This window comes from Micromonospora sp. NPDC005205, assembly GCF_040608275.1.
GTDB lineage: Bacteria > Actinomycetota > Actinomycetes > Mycobacteriales > Micromonosporaceae > Micromonospora.
This window is the reverse complement of record NZ_JBEXHV010000004.1, coordinates 1-22410: the sequence shown is the minus strand read 5'-3', so window position 1 is coordinate 22410 and position 22410 is coordinate 1. Positions and strand designations below refer to the sequence as shown.

General features: G+C 69.9%; 19 protein-coding genes. 12 read left to right on the top strand and 7 right to left on the bottom strand.

What is annotated here, in order from left to right; translation table 11 throughout:
• Window positions 1-70: 70 nt before the first annotated feature.
• The 3 genes from ABZU43_RS09870 to ABZU43_RS09860 all read left to right on the top strand — a co-directional run bounded on the left by ABZU43_RS09870 (window position 71) and on the right by ABZU43_RS09860 (window position 2093).
• Window positions 71-871, top strand: a complete 801-nt coding sequence (locus ABZU43_RS09870) for an SAM-dependent methyltransferase (protein ID WP_355006117.1) — start codon at window positions 71-73, stop codon at window positions 869-871.
• A gap of 239 nt (window positions 872-1110) precedes the next feature.
• Entirely contained in the window at window positions 1111-1911 is an 801-nt protein-coding gene (locus ABZU43_RS09865; RefSeq protein WP_355006116.1) for a helix-turn-helix transcriptional regulator, read from the top strand.
• The gene (locus ABZU43_RS09860; RefSeq protein WP_355006115.1) at window positions 1902-2093 is read left to right on the top strand and encodes a DUF397 domain-containing protein; all 192 of its coding nucleotides are present in this window, start codon (window positions 1902-1904) and stop codon (window positions 2091-2093) included. The genes ABZU43_RS09865 and ABZU43_RS09860 overlap by 10 nt, the downstream gene beginning before the upstream one ends.
• 74 nt (window positions 2094-2167) lie before the next feature.
• On the opposite strand, the gene ABZU43_RS09855 is transcribed toward ABZU43_RS09860, so the two are convergent.
• The gene (locus ABZU43_RS09855; RefSeq protein WP_355006114.1) at window positions 2168-4972 is read right to left on the bottom strand and encodes a M14 family zinc carboxypeptidase; all 2805 of its coding nucleotides are present in this window, start codon (window positions 4970-4972) and stop codon (window positions 2168-2170) included.
• Window positions 4973-5140: 168 nt separating this feature from the next.
• Here ABZU43_RS09855 and ABZU43_RS09850 point away from each other — a divergent pair, with 168 nt between their 5' ends.
• The 3 genes from ABZU43_RS09850 (at window position 5141) to ABZU43_RS09840 (ending at window position 10085) form a co-directional block, all read left to right on the top strand.
• Window positions 5141-5524, top strand: coding sequence for a hypothetical protein (locus ABZU43_RS09850; RefSeq protein WP_355006113.1), 384 nt, complete (start codon window positions 5141-5143; stop codon window positions 5522-5524).
• A 195-nt stretch (window positions 5525-5719) separates the two neighbouring features.
• Window positions 5720-7813 carry a hypothetical protein gene (locus ABZU43_RS09845; protein WP_355006112.1) on the top strand — a complete coding sequence of 698 codons (2094 nt, stop codon included), beginning with the start codon at window positions 5720-5722 and terminating at the stop codon, window positions 7811-7813.
• 10 nt (window positions 7814-7823) lie between these two features.
• On the top strand, window positions 7824-10085 hold the full coding sequence (locus tag ABZU43_RS09840) for a hypothetical protein (protein WP_355006111.1): 2262 nt from the start codon (window positions 7824-7826) through the stop codon (window positions 10083-10085).
• Window positions 10086-10160: 75 nt separating this feature from the next.
• Here ABZU43_RS09840 and ABZU43_RS09835 read toward each other — a convergent pair whose 3' ends face one another.
• Window positions 10161-11486 carry a glycoside hydrolase family 18 protein gene (locus tag ABZU43_RS09835; RefSeq protein ID WP_355006110.1) on the bottom strand — a complete coding sequence of 442 codons (1326 nt, stop codon included), beginning with the start codon at window positions 11484-11486 and terminating at the stop codon, window positions 10161-10163.
• 145 nt (window positions 11487-11631) lie between these two features.
• Here ABZU43_RS09835 and ABZU43_RS09830 point away from each other — a divergent pair, with 145 nt between their 5' ends.
• Window positions 11632-12516, top strand: a complete 885-nt coding sequence (locus ABZU43_RS09830; RefSeq protein WP_355006109.1) for a bile acid:sodium symporter family protein — start codon at window positions 11632-11634, stop codon at window positions 12514-12516.
• A gap of 59 nt (window positions 12517-12575) precedes the next feature.
• Here the strand turns inward: ABZU43_RS09830 and ABZU43_RS09825 are convergent, their stop codons facing one another.
• Window positions 12576-12995, bottom strand: a complete 420-nt coding sequence (locus tag ABZU43_RS09825) for a PPOX class F420-dependent oxidoreductase (RefSeq protein WP_196926210.1) — start codon at window positions 12993-12995, stop codon at window positions 12576-12578.
• A 140-nt stretch (window positions 12996-13135) separates the two neighbouring features.
• Here ABZU43_RS09825 and ABZU43_RS09820 point away from each other — a divergent pair, with 140 nt between their 5' ends.
• On the top strand, window positions 13136-14029 hold the full coding sequence (locus ABZU43_RS09820; RefSeq protein ID WP_355006108.1) for an NAD(P)-dependent oxidoreductase: 894 nt from the start codon (window positions 13136-13138) through the stop codon (window positions 14027-14029).
• A 1-nt stretch (window position 14030) separates the two neighbouring features.
• Here the strand turns inward: ABZU43_RS09820 and ABZU43_RS09815 are convergent, their stop codons facing one another.
• The 4 genes from ABZU43_RS09815 to ABZU43_RS09800 form a co-directional block, all read right to left on the bottom strand.
• Entirely contained in the window at window positions 14031-15134 is a 1104-nt protein-coding gene (locus ABZU43_RS09815) for a glycoside hydrolase family protein (protein ID WP_355006107.1), read from the bottom strand.
• A 120-nt stretch (window positions 15135-15254) separates the two neighbouring features.
• The gene (trxA, locus tag ABZU43_RS09810) at window positions 15255-15602 is read right to left on the bottom strand and encodes a thioredoxin (RefSeq protein ID WP_355006106.1); all 348 of its coding nucleotides are present in this window, start codon (window positions 15600-15602) and stop codon (window positions 15255-15257) included.
• Window positions 15581-15964: a MerR family transcriptional regulator gene (locus ABZU43_RS09805; RefSeq protein WP_355006105.1), complete on the bottom strand. Its 384-nt coding sequence runs from the start codon at window positions 15962-15964 to the stop codon at window positions 15581-15583. The genes trxA and ABZU43_RS09805 overlap by 22 nt, the downstream gene beginning before the upstream one ends.
• A gap of 86 nt (window positions 15965-16050) precedes the next feature.
• Window positions 16051-17013, bottom strand: a complete 963-nt coding sequence (locus tag ABZU43_RS09800) for an AraC family transcriptional regulator (protein ID WP_355006104.1) — start codon at window positions 17011-17013, stop codon at window positions 16051-16053.
• 214 nt (window positions 17014-17227) lie between these two features.
• Between ABZU43_RS09800 and ABZU43_RS09795 the strand changes: the two genes are divergently transcribed.
• The 4 genes from ABZU43_RS09795 to ABZU43_RS09780 all read left to right on the top strand — a co-directional run bounded on the left by ABZU43_RS09795 (window position 17228) and on the right by ABZU43_RS09780 (window position 22192).
• Window positions 17228-18769 (top strand): NAD(P)/FAD-dependent oxidoreductase, encoded by a 1542-nt coding sequence (locus ABZU43_RS09795; protein WP_355006103.1) that lies wholly within the window; start codon window positions 17228-17230, stop codon window positions 18767-18769.
• Between the two features lie 115 nt (window positions 18770-18884).
• Complete coding sequence (locus ABZU43_RS09790) at window positions 18885-20084, top strand: low temperature requirement protein A (protein WP_355006102.1); 1200 nt, start codon at window positions 18885-18887, stop codon at window positions 20082-20084.
• 158 nt (window positions 20085-20242) lie between these two features.
• Complete coding sequence (locus ABZU43_RS09785) at window positions 20243-21139, top strand: acetyltransferase (protein ID WP_355006101.1); 897 nt, start codon at window positions 20243-20245, stop codon at window positions 21137-21139.
• Between the two features lie 75 nt (window positions 21140-21214).
• Window positions 21215-22192, top strand: coding sequence for an alpha/beta fold hydrolase (locus ABZU43_RS09780; protein ID WP_355006100.1), 978 nt, complete (start codon window positions 21215-21217; stop codon window positions 22190-22192).
• Window positions 22193-22410: the final 218 nt, after the last annotated feature.

Sequence of the window (22410 nt, the reverse complement as noted above, 5' to 3'; positions counted from 1 at the left end):
AGGGGCCGGAAATCGATCATCGTGGGCGTTATGCTGCGGGACCGGACAGGCGGGGGAGAGGTAGCCGATCATGACGCAGTCGCAGCCCGAGGTGGCCCTTCAACCGGACAGGCCGAACGCGGCGAGGATGTTCGACTACTACCTCGGCGGTAAGGACAACTTCGCTGCCGACCGAGCCGCCGCCGAGATGGTGTTGCAGGTGGCGCCGTGGATGCCCGAGGCTGCCCGGCAGGGTCGTGACCTGATCGCCCGGACGGTCCGGCACCTCGTGCAGGAGCGGGGCATCCGACAGATCATCGACCTCGGGTCCGGGTTGCCGACCCGGGACAACGTTCACGAGATCGCGCACCGCATCGACCCGGACGTGCGGGTCGTCTACGTCGACAACGACCCGGTGGTCTGCGCGCACGGCCGCGCGCTGCTCGCCGACTCGACGTCGGTGTCGGTGGTCCAGGCCGACCTGCGCGACCCCGAGCAGGTCCTCGGCCACTCGGAGATCAGCGCCGCGATCGACCTCGAAAGCCCGGTCGCGGTGCTGATGATGTTCGTGCTGCACCTGGTGCCCGACGAGCAGGATCCGCAGCGGATCGTGGCCACCTATCGTGACGCGCTCGCCCCCGGCAGCTTCCTGGCGCTGTCGCACGCCAGCACCGACACGCACCCCGACCTGATGGCCCGGATCTCCGCGATCTACGCGCGAGCGAACAGCCCCTTCGTGCCGCGCAGCCACGCGGACATCTCCCGGTTCTTCGGCGACTTCGTCCTGGAGTCGCCCGGGCTGGTCAACATGTGGCCGTACGCCGAACCGCCGGCCACCGAGGACCCACAGGTCGCCCGCACCGGCTACAGCGGTGTCGCCCGCAAACCGTAATGCCCCTCGACTGCAGATCTTGGACAGTTTCCGTTACGCCGTAACGGAAACTGTCCAAGATCTGCACAGGCCCCGGCGCGAACGCCGCCGCCGTGTTTCGGGTCCTCTCACCAGCCGCGCCGGTGGTTACACTCCGCTGGGCAGGCAGCTACGTTCAGGTAGTGCTCGCCGGATCGAGTGGAGCTGACGAAGCGTTCCACGCCGGGTAGCGGTGTGAGTAGTTGTGGGGGGAACACAGAATGGCCGACTTGCCACACCCGCTCGCCGCGTTCATCGTTGCCGAGATTCGCCGCGCCCGAGGGGCTTCCGGGATGACCCAGGATGCCTTCGGCCGGGGCGCGGGCTTCAGCGCCTCCCACGTCAGCGCCGTGGAGAGCGAGACGCGGGCCCTGACGTTGGACTTCATCAAGGGTGCCGACCGGGCGTTCAAGAACGGCGGCCTGTTCGAGCGCATGGTCGCGAAGCTGGGGGCACCCTCCTGGTTCCTGCCATGGTTGGACGCCGAACGCGTCGCGACTCAGCTCCGGTCCTGGCAACCGTCCCTGATTCCCGGCCTACTCCAGACCGAGCACTACGCGCGAGCGGTCATTCGCTGCGACGACACGCTCAGCGATGAGGAAGTCGACAAACGACTTGCGGCTCGGCTCGACCGACATTCGATCCTCACTCAGCCGAAGGCACCACAGTTTGTTGCGGTCATCGGTGAGGAGGTGCTGCGACGGGCCGGCGAGGACTTTCGGGGAATCATGGTCGGTCAGCTCACGCATTTGTTGACCTTGACCGAGCGCCCGAACATCAGTGTCCACGTCGTGCCAAGTGACGTGAGCATGCACGCCGGGCTGACCGGCCCGTTCATCCTGGCTCGGGCCGTCGACGGCAAATGGGTCGGCCAGTTGGAGAACCAGCTGGGCGGGGCGGTCATCGACAACGACGATGACGTGGCTACGCTTTTGTCGAAGTGGGAGACCGTACGGAACGAGGCCCTACCTCGGCGGCAGTCAACTGACCTGATGAAGGAAGTGGTGACGTCATGGACCTGATCGACGCAAGGTGGCGCAAGTCCAGTCGCAGCGGCTCCAGCGGCGGCGACTGCGTCGAGGTCGCGGACAACTCGCCGGGCATCGTCGGTGTGCGGGACTCGAAGGATCCCGAGGGGCCGGCCCTGGTCTTCGGGCCAGCTTCGTGGCGGGCGTTCGTCGCCCAGGTCGCCCGACGCGCGTAACCCGCGCCAGGACGCGCCGAAGCGCCCGACCCCGACGCCGCGAGGGGACGGGCGCTTCGCCGTGCACGGGTTGGTCAGCCCACCACCGACCGCAGTGGCACCTTGGCGGCGTTCAGCGCGCGGACCAGATCCCTGGCGAACGGATGTTCGTCCACCTGGAGCCCCTGCGGGTTCGGGATCACGACGTACGCCGAACCGTTCTTCTCGGACGCCTGCGCGTCGGTGGTGAAGCGTTCGACGATCGCCCGGGTGCGGGGCAGGTCGCCGGCCGCCACCTGGATGGTGATCGGCCGCCAGCCGCCGCCCAGGTCCGGCGTCACCGGCGCGGCGGCGGCGCTGGCGCGCGCCGCGTCGACGCCGGCCGGGCGCCGGGCGTCGGGCGCGGGGGTCGCCGGGTAGAGCAGCGCGTTGGCGACCAGGTGCAGGCCATTTTCGTTGTACGCGCGGAAGAGCGGATTGAACGCGAACAGCACCGCCCGACCGGCGCCGGTCGGTTCGTCGACGACGGCCGCCGTGCCCTTCAACGTCTCCGCGCCGACGGTGAAACCGTTGGCCCAGAAGGTGTCACCCGTCGGGTAGGTGAGCACGTTCGTCCCGGTGGTGCTCGGGGTGAGGATCGGGTCGCTGTTGTTGAACTCGAAGTCCTCCGCCGGGCGACCCAGCGCCACCGGGCTGTCCTGGTCGACGTCGACGCGCAGGTGCGAGCCGATCACCAGGTAGTCAGCGGGCTTCGTCTTCTCGGTGGTCGAGGTGAGCCCGGCGGCGCGGGCGACCCGGGTGCCCTCGTTGCGCAGCCCGAGGTAGGTGTGGCCCCGGCCGATCCAGTCGCGCAGGTTGGCCTGCCCGGCGGCGGTCAGGCCGCCGGTGGCGCTGCTGCCGTCCGGCACCAGCAGCACCGTACGCCCGGTGAACGCCTCGGTGTTGTCGTTGATGTCGGCCGTGGTGACCGGTGTGAGGTCGAGCCCCCACCGCTTGCCGAGCACGTAACGGGCCTCGCCGTGCGAACCGGAGGTCGTGGAGATGCCGGTGCCCTGGAACAGCCCCACGTCGGGCAGGTCGAGGCGGGTGCCGGAGGGCCGACCGCCCGGCGTGAGGGTGACACCGAGCCCCTTGGCCAGCTCGTCCACGGTCCGGCTCACCGTGGTGGCCGGGATGGCGACCCTGCTGGTCGTGAGGTCACGGACCAGGGGTACGCCACGGCCGAGCAGGGTGAAGGTGAACTCCGCCGCGGCGGCCGAGTCCAGCGGGTACGTGTACGAGCCCCAGGGCCACGCCGCACCGGTGCGACCGCCGGAGACCTTGCGCACCAGTTCGGCCCTCGGCCGGACGGTGTCTCCGGTGTAGATGGTGTTGATGCCCATCAGCAGCGGGTTGCTCCAGGACGACACGTCGTAGAAGTACGGGAACGGGACGTACGGGTCCTCGCCCATGACGGCCTGGATCCAGTGCTTCTGCGGCTGGTCCATCGGAATCCAGTACGCGCCCTTGGGCACTGTCACGTTCGTGGCGCTGCGCCCGCCGAAGATCCGCGCGGTGGGCACCCGGGTCGCCTTCTGCACCTCGTACACCTCGACGTCCATCCGGCGTAGCCGCTCGACGAGTTGGCGGACGTCGGCGAGCTGCCGGTCGGGCAGCAGGAAGTACGAGCGGATGGTGAGGTCCGGCACCGGGAACTGCACCTCGTTGGTGGGCTGCACCACCTCGTTCGGCTCCAGGGTGCCCGCCCTGCCCTGGGCGAGCGCGTCGGTCCAGATGTCGAAGTAGCCGTCCAGCACCTCGCGCTTGTTAGCGGCGGCCCAGCCGAGCGTCGACCACTGGGTGTGGAACTGCTGCTGGACCCGGTCTGCCACCGCCGACGCGCTGCCCTTCTCGTACGTCATGCCGGCCGCGCCGAAGCCGGTGGTCGGCACGGTGTCGCCGTAGCCCATGAAGAACATGTCGTACGTGTCGTAGTTGAAGTAGCACTCGGTGGTGACGGTTTCGTCGCAGGCTCCGTTGAAGCCGAAGCCGGCCTTGTTGGCTTCGCCGATGCGGTTGATCCAGTCCACCGCCTCACCGGCGATCTCGTGGTGGATCGGATCGGCGTTGGGCGGGAAGAAGTACTGCCGGCCGCCCATCTCGTGTGCGTCGATGAACACCTGCGGTGGGTAGCGACGCAGCAGTTCGAGCTTGCCGTCGGTCTCCTGTTGGGTGCGGGCGAACCAGTCCCGGTTCAGGTCGAAGCCGAACTCGTTCTGCCGGCGGGTCGCGTCACGGCCGTCCGGGTTCTGGGTGGGGACGATGATGGTGACCAGGTTGTCGTTGCGCTGGGCGACAGCGCAGGACAGACCCGCTGCCAACTCGTAGAGCGTCTTGAGCGCCGCGTCGGCGCCGCTCTTCTCTCCGCCGTGCACGTTCGCGGTGACCCAGACGATGGCCGGGCTGTCCTTCGCCGTCCGGGCGGCCGTTCGCGCGCTGGTCCGGCGCGGGTCGCGCAGGTCCCGGATGTCGTCGGCGATCTCGCGGAGCGCGGCGGGCCGCACGTGGCGTTCGTTGGACACCACCGCGTACGGCAACGGCTGGCCGAGCACACTGGTGGTCATCACGCCGGTCACGACCCGGTTCGAGGCGCGATCGACCGCCCCGAGGTAGGTCCGGACCTCGTCGTTGGTGACGACCCGCTCCTGTCCCGCGCCGAGCGGGAAGCCGAGCACGGCGTCCGGGCTGGGCACTGTGGTCAGCCGGGCGGTCGGGTCGCTGCTGCAGGGGGTCGGCCGGGCGGCGCTCGCGGCTGCCGGGCCGCTGAGCAGGGGAGTCATACCGAGCAGGAGCGCGATCGTGGCGGCGTTGGCCAGCCGCTTCGCAGGGAGGGTCCAGAACGGACGCGACGATGGGGCCATGTCTCGGGTTCCCTTCTTGGGGGAAAGCCTCGCAATGGCCGGAGCCTATGGACGGGCGGACGCGACGGTCAAGCTCTGATCGACTTCGGTGACTGCGAGGGCTGCCGAGGGCCACGCCGGCTGGCAGGATGACGGAGTGGGGTTGGCCTTCGCCGGAAGGAGAAGACGTTGCCCGCGTCTCAGGAGACGATCACGCTGTCGGTCTGTCCGGATCTTCCCTCTGCCGATGCTCGACGTTCTCTGGGGTCCTGGCTTCGCGCCGAGGACCGGCTCCGTGACAGTGTGACCACCGCGCCCGTCGCGGGTGCCACCGACGTGCTGGTGGTCGCCGTCGACGGTGGCGGCGCCGTCATGGTGCTGGTGCAGGCGATCGCCGGCTGGTTGACCCACCGCCGCGAGGACGTGACGGTGCGGCTCACCGGTGCGGACGGCTGGTCGGCCGAGTTGGATGTTCGCGGTGCCCGTGACATGGATCAGGTGACAGCGCTCATCGAGGCTGCGGTGCGTGCTCTGGCCGATCAGCGACCGACGGTCGAGACGAACGACCGCTGAGCCGCTCCGGCCCGACCAGGTCGACCGGTTGCCCGCACCCGGCAGTCGTCGATGTACCACCCGCCTCGACGATGACCGATATCGATCGCTGCACGATCACCCGACTACGCGCTCCGAAGTGGATCCATGTCGGGTTCTCGACCCAGCGCTACCGCCCGAATCCCCTTGCCCGGACAGTGCACTGCGCCGGAGGAGGTGGGGAAGTTGGGGCAACCGACGGGCGAGACCGTCATGATCCGGGACTGGTTCAGTGTGCCGCGGGTGTCCGCCGAGAACCGGGCGGCGGTCTACGGCGTACGGACCCAGGATCCGCGGGTGGAGTTCGTCGCGCTGACCGTACGGTACTGGGTGGACGCGCACGCCACCCGCTCGATGACCCGCGACCGGGTGTTGCAGGCGATGACCGGCCGGATCTCCGCCGACAACGTCTGGGACCTGGTCGCGATGCTGGCAAGGCTCGGGCTGGCCGAGGAGTTCTTCGACCTGGCGGCCTCCGACGTCGACGCGGACGGCGCGTTCCGACGGTTCCTGCTCGGCCTCGACCCCGCGCTGCTCGACGCGATGCGCCACTACGCGGCCTGGAACGGCATCAATCCGAAGCTGTTCCTCGACGGCTTCCTGGTGGGCGTCGGAGAGTCGTTGGCGACTGTGGTGGTCGACCTCGGCAAACTCGTCCAGCTGGTCGGTCGGCTCCAGCAGGAGCAGTTCACCACCCTGATCGTGCTCACCGTGGACCCCCGGGCCGGCCTGCGACGTCTTGCCGAGCAGGCCACCGTCGTCCGCGAGGCGCTGGCCGGCGTCGTGGCCGCGCTGGACCCGAGCACCGTGCCCGAGCGGCTGCTGACGCTCTGGCGCGGCTGGGCGACGGAATTCGGGCGGCACCTGGAGGATCTCGATCCGTTCGCCGCCGGCCGGCTGCTCGGCCGGATCGCCGGCGACCTGTTCCAGGTGCTGACCGGCCTGGTCCACCTGGTCCGGCTACTCGGTGGCGTGGCGGTGCGCGCCGCTATCCGGTACGTGCCGCTGCTGATCGTGGGCGCCCGGGAGGCCGCCGCCGAGGTCCGTCTCCTGACCACTCAGATCGCCGCGCTGCTCGTCGCGATCGGCCGGGCGGCACTGCTCGCCACGCCGCAGGTAGGCCTGGCGGTGCTGCGTACCCTGTTCCCCCCGAAGGTGCTCGACGCGTTGTTCCGGCAGGGCCGGGCGCTGCTCGTCGATGCCGAGCTGACCCTGACGGTGTTCAACCAGGCCGCGCACGCCGAGGCGTTCGCCGGGGCGGGTGCGGGCGCCCGGCTCAGCGCGCTGATCAGCGCCGACGGCAAGCCGGTCCTGATGGCGTGCATGTCGGAGACCGTGTCGTCGGCCGGTCGTTCGGCCAGTCGAGCGGAGCTGAACCAGGCGCTTGACGAGATCATCAAGCGGGTCGAGGACCTGCGCGAGCTCAAACCGCCCAAGACTCCCCGCGACATTCGGGCCGCCGCGGTGCGGGCCGCCATCGCCCGACAGCTCGAGCAGCGCCTGACCACCGTGTTCAACCGGGCGTTGCAGACCGCCGCGTACGAGGAGTTCCGCGCGCTGCGGAAGGCCGGGCAGGCGCAACCGTGGCGGCTCGGCCAACAGGTACACCGGCGGATGGCGGCCGAGACCGCCCAGTTGGTCGCCCGCTCGCCGGGGTTGCAGCCGTTCGCGGAGAAGTCGCTCGCCACTGTCGTCGAAGCGGTCCGCGCGGCCAACCCGGAGCTGGCTGCGGCCCTGCGTGGCTCCGACGCGGTGCTACGACAGACGGTCGCCCAGCTCCTGCTCAGCCACCCGGACCGGGACCTGCTGCTGCGTCTCGTCGGGTTCACCAGGAGCCCGGCTGCGGCCGGCGCGGAAAAGGCGTTGGCCACCCACCTCGCCGAACGGTTCGGCTGGAAGGCGTCCACCACCGTCGGTGAGCTTCGCAGCGACCTGCTGTTGGTCGATTCGGAGGCGGCCCGGGTCACCAACGTGGACTGGACCGCGTCGACGAAGCTGGAGCGCTTCGAGAAGACGTGGGGCACGGTCGCCGACGACCTCGGCGAGGCGTTCGACGGTCGCTGGGAGGCGATCGCGGACGCCTACCAGCGGGTCAGCAAGGGCGGGGTGCCGGCTGAGGTCGTCGCCGGCCTGGAGGAGCTGACGGCGCACGCGGTGCGGGAGACCGTCGTCCGGCAGGCCGCCCTCAGCCAGTTGTTTCCCGGGTTCTTCGTCACCTCGCACGAAATGACCTACCAGGGTCTGCACGCCCTTTACAAACTGCCACTTTAGAGGAGCACCGATGGGTGAAGTCGTCGTCGCCGAGGCGGACCTGGCGACGCTGGGGTTCAGTACCGCGCACTCCGACCGCTACGTCTACTCCAACTACTTCGTGCCGGTCCAGCTCACCTTCGACGACGGGCAGACGCCGCTGTTGCCCTTCTACGTCAAGCAGGCGTTGATCGAGGCGATGCGGTACGGCGGGCTCTCCCAGGACCGGCTGCCGCACCTGCTCAAGGAACTCGGTCTGTCGGGGGTGTGGAAGGCCAACGACATGGACGCCGCCGATGCGGCGCTGCCGGGGCAGGACTCCGGCATGATCTACCGGGAGCCGCTGGCTCGGCGCCAGAGCATCCTCGGCGACCAGGAGGCGGAGTTCGTCGCCGGCCTGCTCCAGTCCGACGTGGGCATCGCGTTCCTCGACCGGACCCGGATCCGGCCGGTGGGCTTCGCGCTCGGCGAGCACGTCTACGCGTTGGCGCTCGCGCCCGGCGAGGAGGCGGTGCTGGAGCAGCGCACCTACACCAAGCGTGAGCTGACCCTGGAGGAGCAGGACGAAACCGAGAGGCAGACGGACGTCGAGCTGACCAGCGCGCTCACCACGGAACTGCAGGAGGGCTTCGAGCGGCAGAAGTCGCTCACCGACACCTGGGGGCTCAACGCCAGCCACACCGGCCAGTACACCAGCCCGACCGGCGTCTGGGGCACCTTCAACGCCAGCCACACGATCGGCTACACGCGCAGCGTGACGGCGGCCAGCCAGGAGACCAGCCGCCGTGCGGTGAAGGACAGTCAGACCGCCACCTCCAAGGTCGCCGCCCGCTATCGCACCCAGCACAAGACCGACTTCAAGTTGGTGAGCGAGACCGGCATGGAGTCGACCTCGAAGCGGACCGTCCGCAATCCCAACCGGGTAACGCCGATCACGCTGCACTACTTCAAGGTGCTGCAACGCCTGGAGCTGGCCCACGAACGGTACGGCGCCCGGGTGTGCTGGGCGCCGACGGTGAGGGACCCGGCGCTGGCATTCGCCAAGAAGATCACCGACGGGCGCCAGCGGATCAGAGACAACGCTCTCGCCGCGCTGCCCGCCATGCCGGTCAAGCCGGTGCGCCCCGCACCCGGCGTGCCGGCCGCCGTGGAGACCCGCACCATCCACTCCCCGGTGGTCACACTCGACAAGTGGGGCTTCACCGGCGACATGAGCGCCGACTACGACATCGACGTCACCTTCGACAGCGGGTGGGAGTGGGACGGCGACATCGAGAGCATTCGGCAGAGCCTCAACCTGATCACCCGCCGGCCGCCGACGGGCATCGCGGCTCGGGTGGTCGGCGTTCCGGTGGTCACCGACGCCAACGGTCAGCCGGCACTGCGGGTACGCATCCACGTCGGCGCGGCCAGCTGGCTGGCCGGTCCCGGCGCCGACGTGCAGCTCGCCGCCACGTTCCGGCGTACCCCGACGCTGGTCGACCAGAATGCCGACGACGCCGCCTACAACGCGCTGGTGGCTGGCTATCTCACGGATCTGCAAGCCTGGCAGGACACGCGCGGCGCGGCGCTGGCGGCGGCCGAGGAGGCCGGGGACGAGTTCGAGGCGCGGCTGCGCGGCGGCTACTCACCGGTCAACGAGATGGTCTCGCAGATCGTCGAGGCGCACTTCCCGGCCAGCGTGCGGGACGAGGCGTGGGAGATCGACTTCTGGCACCGCGTCTTCGACTGGGAGCGCGCCTCGTTCGTGTCGTACCCCGGCTGGTGGTCAGCCGGTGACGCCCGTGCCCCCGAGCGCGACCCGAGTGACTTCCTCAACGCCAGCTGGGCCAAGCTCTACCTCCCGGTGCGGGCCGGTATGGAACTTGCCGCGCTGCGGTGGATCTTCGGCAAGGCGGTGGCGACCCGGCTCGCGCCGGCGGTGGAGGAGCAACTGGCCGCGTTCGTCGACGAACTGGCCGCGTTCCGCACCAGTCACCTCGGCACCGGCGACGAGATGCCCGACCTGACCAGCGAGTGCCAGGAGGTGCCGGAGCGGGTCTACTGCCTTGCCAAGTGGGCCGATCTGATGCCCACCGACGGCACTCACCTGGAGGTCGTGCAGGGCGCGACAACCGCGGCCGACGCGGTTACCAGCAGGGAGATCACGGACGCGGAGGCTCTGCGGGCGGCACTGCTCGACGGCGAGCTGCAGACCAACCGGCTCAAGACCAGGGCGTACGACCAGATGACCGGAGCCGCGGACGTCGACATCCACCTCGGCACGTCGGGTAACAGCAGCCCGACGGCGTGACGCAGTGGCGGTTCGCCGCCGGCCCGCCGCCAGCCGAGGAGTCGGCCGGCGGCGGGCCGGGTGGATCGGGTACGGCTACCAGGTCGTCAGACCGAGGCCGATCGTCTTGGTCAGCGTGGCATTGTCGTCGTCGCCGTCGAGCGACCAGATCATCGCGCCGGCCAGGCCGGCCCGTCGGATGTAGAGCGTCTTCTGCAACACGACCGCTGGATCGTCGTACGTCCACAACGTCGTACCGTCGAACAACCAGGCGTGTCCGGCGCGCAGGTCGCGGTGCACGGTGTAGCCGTTACCGGCCAGGGTCTTGAGGTTCTTGTAGTCCTCGTACCCGGCCTCGAAGGTGGCCGGTGCGGGCCCGGTGGCCGGCTGGAACAGACCGTTGCCGCCGCCGGTGATGCCGGTCCAGCCGCGACCGTAGTACGGGATGCCGAGCACGAGCTTGTCGCGCGGCGCTCCACGGGCGATCCACCCGTCGATGGCGACCTCGACGGAGAAGTCCGGGTTGTCAGGGGCGCCAGCCGGCACGCGGAGCGCTGACTGCTGGTTGGCCCGTGCGTCCCAGCCGCCGTGGAAGTCGTACCCCTGCACGGTGGCGAAGTCCAGGTACTTGAAGATCTTGCGGCCCTCGTAGCCGGCGTCCATGGTGGTCGGGCTGGCCGGCAGGAACGCGGTCAGCGGGTGATGCGCGCGGGTCGTGCGCCCGTACCCGTCGAGCTGCCGGCGGAACTCGGCGAGCAGCTTGGTGAAGTTCTCCCGGTCCTCCGGGCGGATGACGTTGCCGGGCTCACCGTCCGAGCCGGGCCACTCCCAGTCGAGGTCGATGCCGTCGAAGACGCCGGCCCCGGCACCGGCGGTGGTGCCCGGCAGGTTGCCCTTGAGGTAGAGGTCGATGCAGGACGTGACGAACGCCTTGCGGGACGCGTCGGTGCGGGCCGCGTTCGAGAAGTACGTCGACCAGCTCCAGCCGCCCAGCGAGATCAGCACCTTCAGCTTGGGGTGCTTGGCCTTCAGCTTGGCGAGTTGGCCGAAGTTGCCGTTGAGCGCCTGGCCCGGGGCGTCGGCGACACCGTCGACGCTCTCCTCGGCCGGGACGGGGCGCTGGTAGTCGGCCCAGGCGTCGCCCTCACCCGGCCCGCCGTCGACGTAGCAGCGACCGTCCTCGCTGACGTTGCCGAAGGCGTAGTTGAGGTGGGTGAGGCGGCTCGCCGCCCCGGAGGTTTCGAGCTTCTTGACCGGGAAGGCCCGGCCGTAGATGCCCCACTGGGTGAAGTAGCCGACCCGGTGGTAGCCGGCGCGGTCGGGTTTGGCGCCCGCGTTCGCGGCGGTCGGTGGGGCGGCGGTGACCAGAAGGGTCGTCAGAGCGACGACGGCGGTGAGACGGCGGTGACGGAATGGTCGCATCGGCACACTCCACGAGAGATCAAGCAGAATTAGTTAAGAGACTTATCTGATTGATGAAGTTAAGCCGGTCACCGTCTGCGGTCAAGAGGCGTCCGTCCGCACGGGGGATTGTGAACGCGTTACCCGGTGGTAACGATGTTGTGCCATGGACTCCGCCCTGACACTGATCGGACTACCCGTCGCACTCGGCATCATCATGCTCGGTCTGGGTCTCGGACTGACCATGGCGGACTTCCGCCGGGTGGCCCAGCACCCGCGAGCCGCCGTCATCGCCCTGGTCTGCCAGGTGCTCGTGCTGCCAGCGCTCTGCTTCTGCCTCGTCCTCGCGTTCGACCTGGCACCCGAACTGGCCGTCGGCATGATGCTGCTCGCCGCGTCACCGGGCGGCACCACCGCCAACCTCTACAGCCACCTGTTCGGCGGGCACGTGGCCCTGAACATCACCCTGACCGCCATCAACTCGGTGCTCGCCGTGTTCACCCTGCCGATCCTGGTCAACCTGTCGGCGGCGTACTTCCTGCCCGACGGCAGGAGCATCGGCCTGCAGCTCGACAAGGTGCTCCAGGTCTTCGCCATCGTGCTCGTCCCGGTCGCGATCGGCATGCTCATCCGGGCGCGGATGCCCCACGTGGCCGAGCGGTTGAACCGCCCGGTCCGGATCTTCTCCGTCGTCGTACTCGTCGCGGTGATCGCCGGCGCGGTGCTCGGCGACCGGGAGAACATCGCCGACTACTTCGTCTCGGTCGGCCTGGCCGTGCTCGCCTTCAACCTGCTCAGCCTCGCCATCGGGTACGGGGTACCGCGCCTCGCCGGCGTCGACCGGAGCGCCGCGACGGCCGCCGGCTTCGAGATCGGCATCCACAACAGCACCCTGGCCATCACGATCGCGCTCAGCCCGGCGTTGCTCAACAGCACCCAGATGGCGATCCCGGGAGCCGTCTACGGCATCGTCATGTTCTTCACCGCGGCGGCCTTCGGCTACCTGGTGACCCGCGTCGGCGCCCGGTCCGCCCCCGCCCTGACACCCTGACGGCCGGCGCCCTGTCGCCCCGACGGCAGTCGTCGCGGCGACAGGGCGTACGGCAACGGTCAGCCGACCTGGTTGTTGTCCTTCTGCGCTCCCCAACCGTGCCAGCGGTCGATCTCGATCAGGGCGCTGACCCGGGCGCGTTCCCGCCGTGGGTACGCGTTGCCCGTGTAGTGCTTCGACAACCGGTCGATGTCCGCCAGGCCCTCGTCAGGGCGCAGTTCGGCGACGTGCCCGATGATGCTGACGTGGGTGTACCAACCAGCCTCGTCGAGCACGGTGAGGGATACCCGGGGGTCGTTGCGGACGTGCTCCAACCGGCGGCGGCTCTCGTCCATGTTCACCAGGATCCGGCCGTCCTCCCACAGGTACCAGGTAGCGGCGGACACCGGCTGACCACCGTTGCGAAGCGTGGTCATGACGGCCGGGTTCGGCTTCTGCAGCATGGCGACCGCGGCCTCGGGAAGCGGTGGCTTGGACATGAAGTCTCCTCTTCGCGACAACGTTTACCCCTGCACGTTACGCACCTGCCCACCCGATCGCCCTCGGATCGCGATCGCGGCGCGGCGGGCCGATCCCACCCCGCTGCCCGGCTGCCGTCGTCGGCGGCGAAGATGGGGTCATGAGCATCTCCGCACTGCCCAGGCGTGTCGTCGTCACCGGCGCCACCGGCAAGCTCGGCCGCGCCGTCGTCGCCCACCTACGGGCCGCGGGTGTCGACGTGCTGGCAGTGGACCGCGCCGGCGGCCGCGACCCCCGCGACGTGGACGGCGAGTTCCTCCTGGTCGACCTGACCGACTACGGGCAGGTGGTGGAGGCGCTCACCGGGAGCGCCGACGAGCACGCGGGCGGCGTCGACGCGGTCGTGCACCTGGCGGCGGTCCCGGCCCCCGGGCTGATGTCGAACGCGACCACGTTCGCCAACAACTCCGCCGCCACGTACAACGTGTTCGCCGCCGCGCGGGCGGCCGGGATCAAGCGGGTCGTCTGGGCGTCCAGCGAGACGGTGCTCGGGTTGCCGTTCGACACGCCGCCGCCGTACGCGCCGGTCGACGAGGAGTACGCGCCCCGGCCCGAGTCGACGTACTCGTTGAACAAGGCACTTGAGGAGGAGATGGCCCGGCACTTCTGCCGGTGGGACCCGGAGCTGGTCATGGTGGGTCTCCGCTTCTCCAACGTGATGGACGTCGAGGACTACGCGCCGTTCCCCTCGTTCGACGCCGACCCGCAGCTGCGCCGGTGGAACCTGTGGGGCTACATCGACGCGCGCGACGGGGCCCAGGCGGTCGAGCGCGCGCTCGCGCACGACCAGCCCGGTGCCGACGTCTTCGTCATCGCCAACGCCGACACCGTCATGACCCGGTCCAGCGCCAGCCTGATGGCCGAGGTCTACCCAGGCGTCGAGATCCGCAAGGAGCTGGGTGAGCACGAGACCCTGCTCAGCATCGACAAGGCCCGCCGGGTGCTGGGCTACGAGCCGCGGCACTCATGGCGAGACCACGTGGACGTGCTGTAGGTCAGCGTGCCGCCTGGTAGGCGCGACCGACGGCGGTGGCTGTGCTGCCGGTACGGAACAGGCCGGTCTGGTCCTTGTCGGTGGCGGGCAGGCCGAACCACGCGTACCGCTGAAGCCAGGACAGCCCACCCAGCATCTTCGTCGCCGCGGTGAGGAACGCGGCCTGCTGTGCCTGGGTGGGGAAACGGACGCCGTTGGAGAAGTCGATCAGGGCGAACTCGGTGAGCCAGACCGGCAGGTTGTACCTGTCGTGCACGGCCTGGAGGTACGACTTGAGCTGGTTGACCGCGTTGGCAGTGGTGAAGTCGCCGCCGTACCAGTGCAGGGCGATGAAGTCGACCCGGTAGCCGCGCTGCTTGGCCCCGGCCATGAACCGGTCGAGCCACTCGCCCTGCCGGTCACCGCCCCAGGCCACCGCCGGGCTGCCCAGCGGCAGGCCGGTGGCCTGCAACTGCGGCCACAGCTCAAGCGCCTGCTCGACGGTCATCTCGGCCTGGCCCTTCAGGTCCGGCTCGTTGAAGCCGAGCAGGTAACGGCCGTTCTGCTTGGCCTGTTGCAAATTGCTCGCGGTGACGCTCTTCGCCCCCCAGATCATCGGGACGAACTCGGTGCCCTGCGGGCTGGTGACGCCCTGGTGCTTCACGTCCCAGGTGTAGTACCAACTCGCCCCGGAGTTGGCCAACGCCTGGCTGACGCCGTCGAAGGTCCACACGCCGACGCCCTTGCGCTTGGAGGTCACCGCGGTGGCCGCCGGGGCGACCGGACGCCCGGATGTCGGCTTCGCCGCCGGCGTCGACGGGGGAGCCGTCCCCGTCGGGCTCGCCGTGGCGGCGGGCGTGGTCGCGGCGGGTGTGCCCGGCAGCGGGCTCGTGGACGGTGACGCGTCGAGCGCCTGCGTCGCCGCCGGGGCGGGCGTCGGCCCGGTCGGCTGCACCACGACGATCACACCCGTCACCAGTACGGCGACCGCGGCGGCCACGAGCAGCGGCCACAGCAGCCGCCTCACGCCGTTCGGGAGGCGGCCGAGCATCCCGCGTCGGGGTTCCGCGTGGACGCCCCGGTTCCCCCTCGCGGCGTCCGCCTCACCCTGGCCGGTTGCGCGCATCGTCTCGACTCCCTCGTTCGGTCGTACCGCTGACTGACGGAGACGATGACGGAAGATCCGTCACCTGCCTCCCCTCAGGAGACTGGCCGGCCGCACCGGGATAACGATTTCCACAGGCCGTTACCAGCCGGCCTGCGCGGTCAGGGTCTCTCGCAGGTACGTCTTCGGCCTGGACCCCACTGTCGAGCCGACGACCTCGCCCTGACGAAACACGAGCAGCGTCGGCAGGGACATCACCCGGTAGCTACGGGTCGCTCCGGGGTTCTCGTCGGAGTTGAGCTTCGCCACGACCATCCGGTCACCGAACTCCTGGGCCAGTTCGGCGAGGCTCTTCTCGATGGCCTTGCAGGGGGGACACCAGTCCGCCCAGAAATCGACGACCACGGGTCGGTCGCTGGCCAGCACCAGCTCCGCGAATGTGTCGTCCGTGACGGTGACCAGCGAGCCTATCTGCGTCTCCTGGGGCATGTCTTCTCCCGATGTGCGATCGCTTGAGTGAGTTGACTGTGCAGTTGCTGGCGCGCCGCGCCGAGCCGGTCGATGACGGCCTCGACCTCGACGATCTTGCGCCGCAGCACCAGCACCGAGTCCGGGCAGACGTCACCTGACGTGTTGCCGGCCCGGAGGCAGGCGACGAACGGCCGGACATCGTCGAGGCCGAACCCGACGTCGAGCAGCGCCCGGATCTCCCGCACGACGCGTAGCTCCGACTCGTCATAGTCGCGGTAGCCGTTGGGGGAGCGCTGCGCCCGTACCAATCCGTGCGCCTCGTAGTAGCGCAGCGTGCGAGGGCTTGTGCCGGCCCGCTCAGCCAGCTCGCCGATCAGCATCCAACCTCCTCCATCGGCCCGTCGCGACCACGCTAAACCTTGTCGTCAGCGTCAAGGCAAGGGCCGACCGTACGAGGCGACGGTCGTCACCGACGCAGGGTCGTGGACGGCGTCTCGCCGAAGCGGCTCCGATACTCGGTCGCGAAACGACCGAGGTGCACGAAGCCGTGTTGCAGGGCAACCGTCGTCACGGACGCCCCCGGCGCGGCCGAGCGGAGCGTGCGGTGCGCCGCGTCGAGTCGGCACGCCCGCAGGTACGCGGTCGGGGTGATCTGCAGTTCACGGCGGAAGCACTCCTGAAGTGTCCGTACGCTCACCCGTAGCGCCTCGGCGACGTCGCCGACGGTCAGCGCCTCCCCGTGGTGTTCGGAGATCAGGGCGCAGGCCCGGCGGACGAGACGCCCGGGGTGGGCGTGCTGGCCCGGCTCGGCCAGCAGGTGGGAGTGGCTGTGCTGATGGGCCAGCAACAGCTTGCCGATGAGCCCCTGTTCGAAGCGGGCGGCTACCTGCGGGTGGTCGAACAGGGATGCGTCCGCCGGCTGGGACAGCTCGTCGGCGAGGAACGCCACCCCGCGCGCCCACGCCTGCGCGGTCGGCGTGGTCATGAGCATGCCGACGTCGAGGCGGACCGGGTCGTCCACCGGGTGGCCCAGCAGGCGGGCGAGTTCCCGGTCGACGGCGCGCCGGTCGGCGTAGAAGATCCGGTGGGGTGATCCCTCGGACCACCGCATGTCCGAGGAGTCGTACGGGGACAGCACCGAGGCGACGTCGGGGGTCGAGGTCACTGTCTGACCGGCGTGCCGGACCATAGTGCTGCCGGCGCTGGGGATCTGGACGAGGTAGAAGGTCTCCAGCGCTGGCGGTTGGATGCGCACCGCCTGCCCGTAGTCCAGGTCGATGACGCCCACCCCGCCCGCGCGGCGAGCCGCCATCCGCAGTTGCACGGCGTGCACACCCGCCTGCGGGGTGAGCCGGTGTGGACAGAAGACCCGACCCACCTCGGCGCGAGCCCGGTCGACGTCGTCCGTCCGGACCGTCACCGCATCCATCCGACACCTCCCGGGCGTCCCGTCGCGCTGACCGTAAGGCGTGACCGGGCCGGACCAGATCCGAAAGCCGTCGACCCGACAGGAAAGGGTCTGGCTGCGTACCGCGGACAGCGCCCGCGTCGAGCGGATAGCGACCTTCGTGGCCTGCTCGCTAGCGTGCGAGCACCGCGGGCGGTCAGCGCCGGCACGGTTCGTACGTCCTTCGGAGGAGATCATGAGGATTGCCGTCGTCGGTGCCGGATTCGCCGGTGTGAGCGCAGCCAAGGTGCTGCGGCAGAGCGGATTCGACGTCACAGTGTTCGAGCGCGCGCCCGACGTCGGCGGGGTGTGGAGTCGTACCCGGCGATACCCCGGCCTGCACACCCAGAACGACAAGGGCACCTACCACCTCTCCGACCTGCCGATGCCCGCCGACTGCCCGCAGTGGCCGTCGGGTGAGCAGGTCCAGCGGTACCTGGAGAGCTACGTGGAGAAGTTCGGGCTGGCCAGCGCGCTGCGCCTGTCCACGGAGGTCACCTCGGCCGAGTTGGTCAACGACGAGACCGGGTGGCTGGTGACCTCGCGGCCGGCGGGCGCCCCGGCCCCGTTGACCGTGGAACGGTACGACCACCTGGTCGTCGCCAACGGCATCTTCTCCGACCCGGTCGTCCCGTCCTTCGACGGGCACGCGAGCTTCGCGGCTGCCGGAGGGCGCGTCCTGGCGACGGGGGAGTTCCACGACATCGAGGCCGCCCGGGGCAGGAACGTCCTCGTGGTCGGCTACGGCAAGTCGTCCTGCGACGTGGCGGTCCCGGTGAGCGAGGTCGCCGCCCAGACCCACGTGGTGGCGCGCGAACTGCTCTGGAAGATGCCCCGCAAGCTCGGCGGAGCGCTCAACTACAAGTACCTGCTGCTCACCCGGATGGGTGAGGCGCTCTTCCGTTACCTGCACCTGAAGGGCTTCGAGCGGTTCCTGCACGGCCCGGGGAACGGTCTGCGCCAACGCATGGTCGACAGCGTCGGCTCGGTCGCGACCCGGCAGTTCAACCTGCGCGAGCTGGGTCTCGTGCCCAACGGCAGCTTCGAGGACATCGCCCGCAGCACGGTCAGCCTCGCCACCGAGGGCTTCTTCGAGCGGGTCACCGACGGCCGCATCGCCGTCCACCGGGAACAGGTGATCACCGAGTTGCTGGTCGACGGTGGCCGGCCCGCCGCGCGCCTGGCCGACGGCACGGTGCTCCCCGCCGACCTGGTGATCTGCGGTACGGGCTTCCGCCAGCACGTGCCGTTCTTCGACGACGCGTTGCACGCCCGGCTTCAGGACGACGCCGGCAATTTCATGCTCTACCGGCAGATCCTGCCGATCGGCGTGCCGCGGCTGACGTTCGCCGGCTACAACTCGTCGTTCTTCAGCCCGCTCAGCGCGGAGATGGCGGCGGTCTGGACGGCCGCGTACCTGCGGGGTGGTATCACGCTGCCGACCGAGGTCCAGATGCGCGACGAGGTGCGCGCCCGACTGTTCTGGATGACGAAGCGCACCAACGGACGGCACGCTCGGGGCACGAACATCATCCCGTTCTCGATGCACAACGTCGACGAGGTGCTCGACGAGCTGGGGCTCAACGTCGGCCCGCTGACCCGGGCCCGGCAGTGGCTGCTCCCCGTCGACCCGGGCTCGTACCGCAGGGTGACGGCACAGATGATCCGGCGTACCGCCGACCCGGTATCCGCCATCAGTGACGGAGACCCGATGAAGATGGATAAAATACGCAGATAGGGATCAGGTGGGGCCGGTCGGCGAGGGAGGCTCGGGGACGATGGCAGCGGAACGGGGTCACCACAGTGGTGCGCCCGTCTCGACGACCCTGGCCGGCTGAGCTGTCCCGCCGTCCGTGCTGACGCGCACCGAGTTCTTCCGTGGGCTCGGGGACAGCAAGAGCCCTCGTTCGGCGACCGTCCTGGAACTGCTCTTCGACATCGTCTACGTCTTCGCGCTGGCCCGCCTCGCCGGGCGGGTCGCTGACGACCTGACCATCGTCCGGCACACACTGCTGTCCGAGGCCGGCCAGACCGTCCTGTTCTTCACGGCGATGTGGATGATCTGGTCGCTCAACGCCCTGCTGGCGAGCACCTACGACCCCCGGCGCCCCGATCTGCAAGCCGTCCTTCTGGCGACGATGTTCGGCACGCTGGTGCTGGCTGTCACGCTGCCGCAGGCCTTCGGTCAACGCGGCGTCGTCTTCGCCTGCACCTACGTGGTCATCCAGGTCGGCCGACCGCTCGTCCTGGTGTTCGCCCTGCGGGGTCACGCGGGTCAGGCGTTCTCGCTCCGGGTGCTGACCTGGCACCTGGCCTCCAGCGTGCTCTGGATCAGTGGCGGCATCAGCGGTGGTCTCGGTCGGGGCGTCTTCTGGACTCTCGCGCTCGCCATCGAGCTGATCGGCGCCGCCACCACCTACCCCCTGCCCCGCATGGGCAAGCGGCAGCTCACCAGCCTGGGGGTCACCGTCTCGCAGGAGCATCTCGCCGAGCGGTACAACCAGTTCTTCATGATCGCGCTCGCCGAGGTGGTGCTCGAAGCTGGCGCCGCGGTCAGCTTCCCGGGCTTCACCACCGAGGGAACCATCGCCCTCATCGCCGCGTTCGTGGCGGTCGTCTCGTTCTGGCGGATCTACTTCTACCACGTCAGATCCGGCCACGCCTCGACCCCGAGCGGGGAGGGGATCCAGCTGTCGCGGTGGGCGAGCTACAGCCTGCTGTTGATCGTCGGTGGCATCATCTGCACCGCCGTCGGTTTCGGTCAGGTCATCGAGGATCCGCACCCGCCGATCGACTGGGCTCTGGTGGTCATCATCTTCGGCGGCCCGGTGCTGTTCCTGATCGGGCGGAGCACCCTGGAGCGGGAGGACCGTACCGCGCCGAGGTGTCGGGCGTTGTACTTCGGCGTGGTGGCGCTGATCCTGGCGGCCCCGCCGATGGTGCTGCTCCCGCCGATCGCCGTGGCGGCCGTCGCGGCCGTGATCCTGGCCGGCATCACCGTGTACGACCAGCGTGCCCACAAGCGTGGGTCGGAGACCAACCCGACGTTGTGACGATCCGTTGCGGGCTGTCGACCCCTGCGCGTATGGTCGTCGGGCACGCCGTCGAGCTGGAAGGAGGTCAGAACAATGTCCGATGTTCTGCGCCCCCTCCGCGCTCCGGCGTCCGCGCGGATCTGATCCGGGGCGCGCGCTTCCCGGAGGACCAACCCATGACTGATCTGGTCATCCGTCCGCTCGTCGCGGGCGAGGAAAACCTGTTCGACTCCATGCCTGATCCGCTGCCCCAACTGCGCCAGGTCGCGTACGCCGACGGGATCGCCGGTGGCGGCTACCGTCCCGAGAACACCTGGGTCGCGCTGCGCGCCGGCCGGGTGGTCGGTCGGGCCGCCTGGGTCCTTCCGCCGGGTGCCGTCGGTGCCCCGTGGTTGGAACGGTTCGACCTGGACGCCGAGCCGGAGGTGGGCGCCGAGCTTCTGCGCGCCGCCCACGAGGCGCTGGGCGGTCCCGGTCTGTACTACGCCGCGCTGCCGGCGCACTGGCGGCGTCGACCCGAGGTGCTGGCCGTGGTGCGGGCGCCCATGGAGGCCGCTCGCCTCGCCGGGCTGGTCGAGCGGGGGGAGCGACTCCGCTGCTCCTGGACTGGCACACCCCTGCCGGCGTCCTCCGGTCGGTACGACTTCCGCCCGCCCGTCGATGCGGCGGAGATCGATGCCCTGGTCGCCAGGATCGCCGAGCCGGACGTGCTGACCGGCGTCGAGATCGCGCGGGTGGTCGGCGGCGTCGACCTGGCCACCGACCCGCTGGCCTGGCTGGGCGACAACACCGGGCAATGGCGCGTCGCGGTGGACGCCGGTGAGCCGGTGGGCCTGGCCGGTACGGCCGGAGACGCCTGCTACCCCCTGCTCGCCTATCTCGGCCTGCTCGACGAGGCGGCCCGGCCCGAGCTGCTGGCCGAGGCGGTCCGGGTGCTGTCCGCCGGCGGTGCCCGCGAGGTCATCGCCGACGTGGACTCGCACCGGGTGGCGGTACTGGCGGAGTTGGAGCGGACCGGCTTTCGACAGTTGCGCACCCGGGTCGTCTTCGCGCCGCCGAACAGCAAGGAATAGCTGACCGGGTGCGCCCGGTCACCCGGGCGCACCCCCTCAGCCGGCGTCGAACGCGTCCCCTGTCAGCATCTGACCATGCCGGAGATCATCGCGCTCCTCGTCGGCGGGTTGGCGCTCGTCGTGGCGGCGGTCGCCGGGCTCTACCTCTGGCCGGTGGGCCGCAGTGGGTTACGGGTCGCGCCGGCCCGACCGCTCGACTTCGACACGGCCACCCGTGCCGCCGCGGCCATCATCGCCGCCGAGACGGCCGATCCGGAGGTGCGACCGGAGTCGCGCAGTCGCCTGCTGAGCCACGGTTCCCGTACCGGCCGGGCCGTGCTGCTCTTGCACGGGTACACCCTCGCGCCCGAGCAGTACGAACGGCTGGCCGAGGAGTTCTTCGACAATGGGTACAACGTCTGGGTTCCCCGGGCGCCCCGGCACGGGACCGTCGACCGGCGGGCCCACCACCGGGTCGAGGCCGGTGAGCTGACCACGTACGCCGCGCAGGGGTGGGCCGTCGCGGCGGCCCTGGGAGACGAGGTCGGCGTCGTGGGCATCTCCGGGGGCGCCGTGCTGGCCGCCTGGCTGGCTCAGGTGCCGGGAAACGTCGTACGGCATCTGCTGTTGCTGTCGCCGTTCTTTGCTCCGAATCCGCGACAGGCGCCGGCCTACGCGGTGAAACCGCTCATCACGCTGTACGGGTGTCGCGTTCTGCGGGATCGCGTCACGTCGCGGGGATACTCCCTCGCCGCCGTCACCCAGTACCTGACGATCGCGCGCACCCTGCCGAAGCCGCCGCGGCGGACCGGTCTGCGGAGTGCGGCGGTCGCGATCAGCCCCCTCGACGGCGTGGTGGACCTCAGGGCGGCGGTCGACGTGCCGCGCCGGATCGCCGACGCGAACGCGATACCACTGCGGGTGTGCACCCTGCCGGAGACGTTGGGCGTCGAACACAACACCCTCAACCTCGCCGCCCTCGGCGCTGAGGGCGACGAGCTGCGCCGGCTGTACGTGGCGCTCTACGAGGGTGCACCAGCACCAGAACCAGACCCCACACCAACCCACCGCTAAATCCCCCGCCCCCGCCCCGCCTGCCCCGCCTGCCCCGCCCCGCCCCGCCCCGCCCCGCCCGCCCCGCCCGCCCCGCCGATCTTGCACTTGCGGTTGTCGACATGAGTGGGACGCCCCTTATGTGGCGGGCTCAACCGGTGGTTGCAACACCGAGGAGCTGGGTCATTTTCTCACCTGGGGTGGCCCAGCCCAGGGTCATTCGGGGGCGGTCGTTGAGT

What these genes read in the sequence shown, in the direction of transcription:
- ABZU43_RS09825 (WP_196926210.1), bottom strand. Translation starts at nt 12,995, where the DNA reads ATGTCCAAGCCACCGCTTCCCGAGGCCGCGGTCGCCATGCTGCAGAAG.
- ABZU43_RS09815 (WP_355006107.1), bottom strand. Translation starts at nt 15,134, where the DNA reads ATGCGCGCAACCGGCCAGGGTGAGGCGGACGCCGCGAGGGGGAACCGG.
- ABZU43_RS09795 (WP_355006103.1), top strand. Translation starts at nt 17,228, where the DNA reads ATGAGGATTGCCGTCGTCGGTGCCGGATTCGCCGGTGTGAGCGCAGCC.
- ABZU43_RS09870 (WP_355006117.1), top strand. Translation starts at nt 71, where the DNA reads ATGACGCAGTCGCAGCCCGAGGTGGCCCTTCAACCGGACAGGCCGAAC.
- ABZU43_RS09785 (WP_355006101.1), top strand. Translation starts at nt 20,243, where the DNA reads ATGACTGATCTGGTCATCCGTCCGCTCGTCGCGGGCGAGGAAAACCTG.
- ABZU43_RS09860 (WP_355006115.1), top strand. Translation starts at nt 1,902, where the DNA reads ATGGACCTGATCGACGCAAGGTGGCGCAAGTCCAGTCGCAGCGGCTCC.
- ABZU43_RS09835 (WP_355006110.1), bottom strand. Translation starts at nt 11,486, where the DNA reads ATGCGACCATTCCGTCACCGCCGTCTCACCGCCGTCGTCGCTCTGACG.
- ABZU43_RS09820 (WP_355006108.1), top strand. Translation starts at nt 13,136, where the DNA reads ATGAGCATCTCCGCACTGCCCAGGCGTGTCGTCGTCACCGGCGCCACC.
- ABZU43_RS09800 (WP_355006104.1), bottom strand. Translation starts at nt 17,013, where the DNA reads ATGGATGCGGTGACGGTCCGGACGGACGACGTCGACCGGGCTCGCGCC.
- ABZU43_RS09830 (WP_355006109.1), top strand. Translation starts at nt 11,632, where the DNA reads ATGGACTCCGCCCTGACACTGATCGGACTACCCGTCGCACTCGGCATC.
- ABZU43_RS09840 (WP_355006111.1), top strand. Translation starts at nt 7,824, where the DNA reads ATGGGTGAAGTCGTCGTCGCCGAGGCGGACCTGGCGACGCTGGGGTTC.
- ABZU43_RS09805 (WP_355006105.1), bottom strand. Translation starts at nt 15,964, where the DNA reads ATGCTGATCGGCGAGCTGGCTGAGCGGGCCGGCACAAGCCCTCGCACG.
- ABZU43_RS09865 (WP_355006116.1), top strand. Translation starts at nt 1,111, where the DNA reads ATGGCCGACTTGCCACACCCGCTCGCCGCGTTCATCGTTGCCGAGATT.
- ABZU43_RS09855 (WP_355006114.1), bottom strand. Translation starts at nt 4,972, where the DNA reads ATGGCCCCATCGTCGCGTCCGTTCTGGACCCTCCCTGCGAAGCGGCTG.
- trxA (WP_355006106.1), bottom strand. Translation starts at nt 15,602, where the DNA reads ATGCCCCAGGAGACGCAGATAGGCTCGCTGGTCACCGTCACGGACGAC.
- ABZU43_RS09780 (WP_355006100.1), top strand. Translation starts at nt 21,215, where the DNA reads ATGCCGGAGATCATCGCGCTCCTCGTCGGCGGGTTGGCGCTCGTCGTG.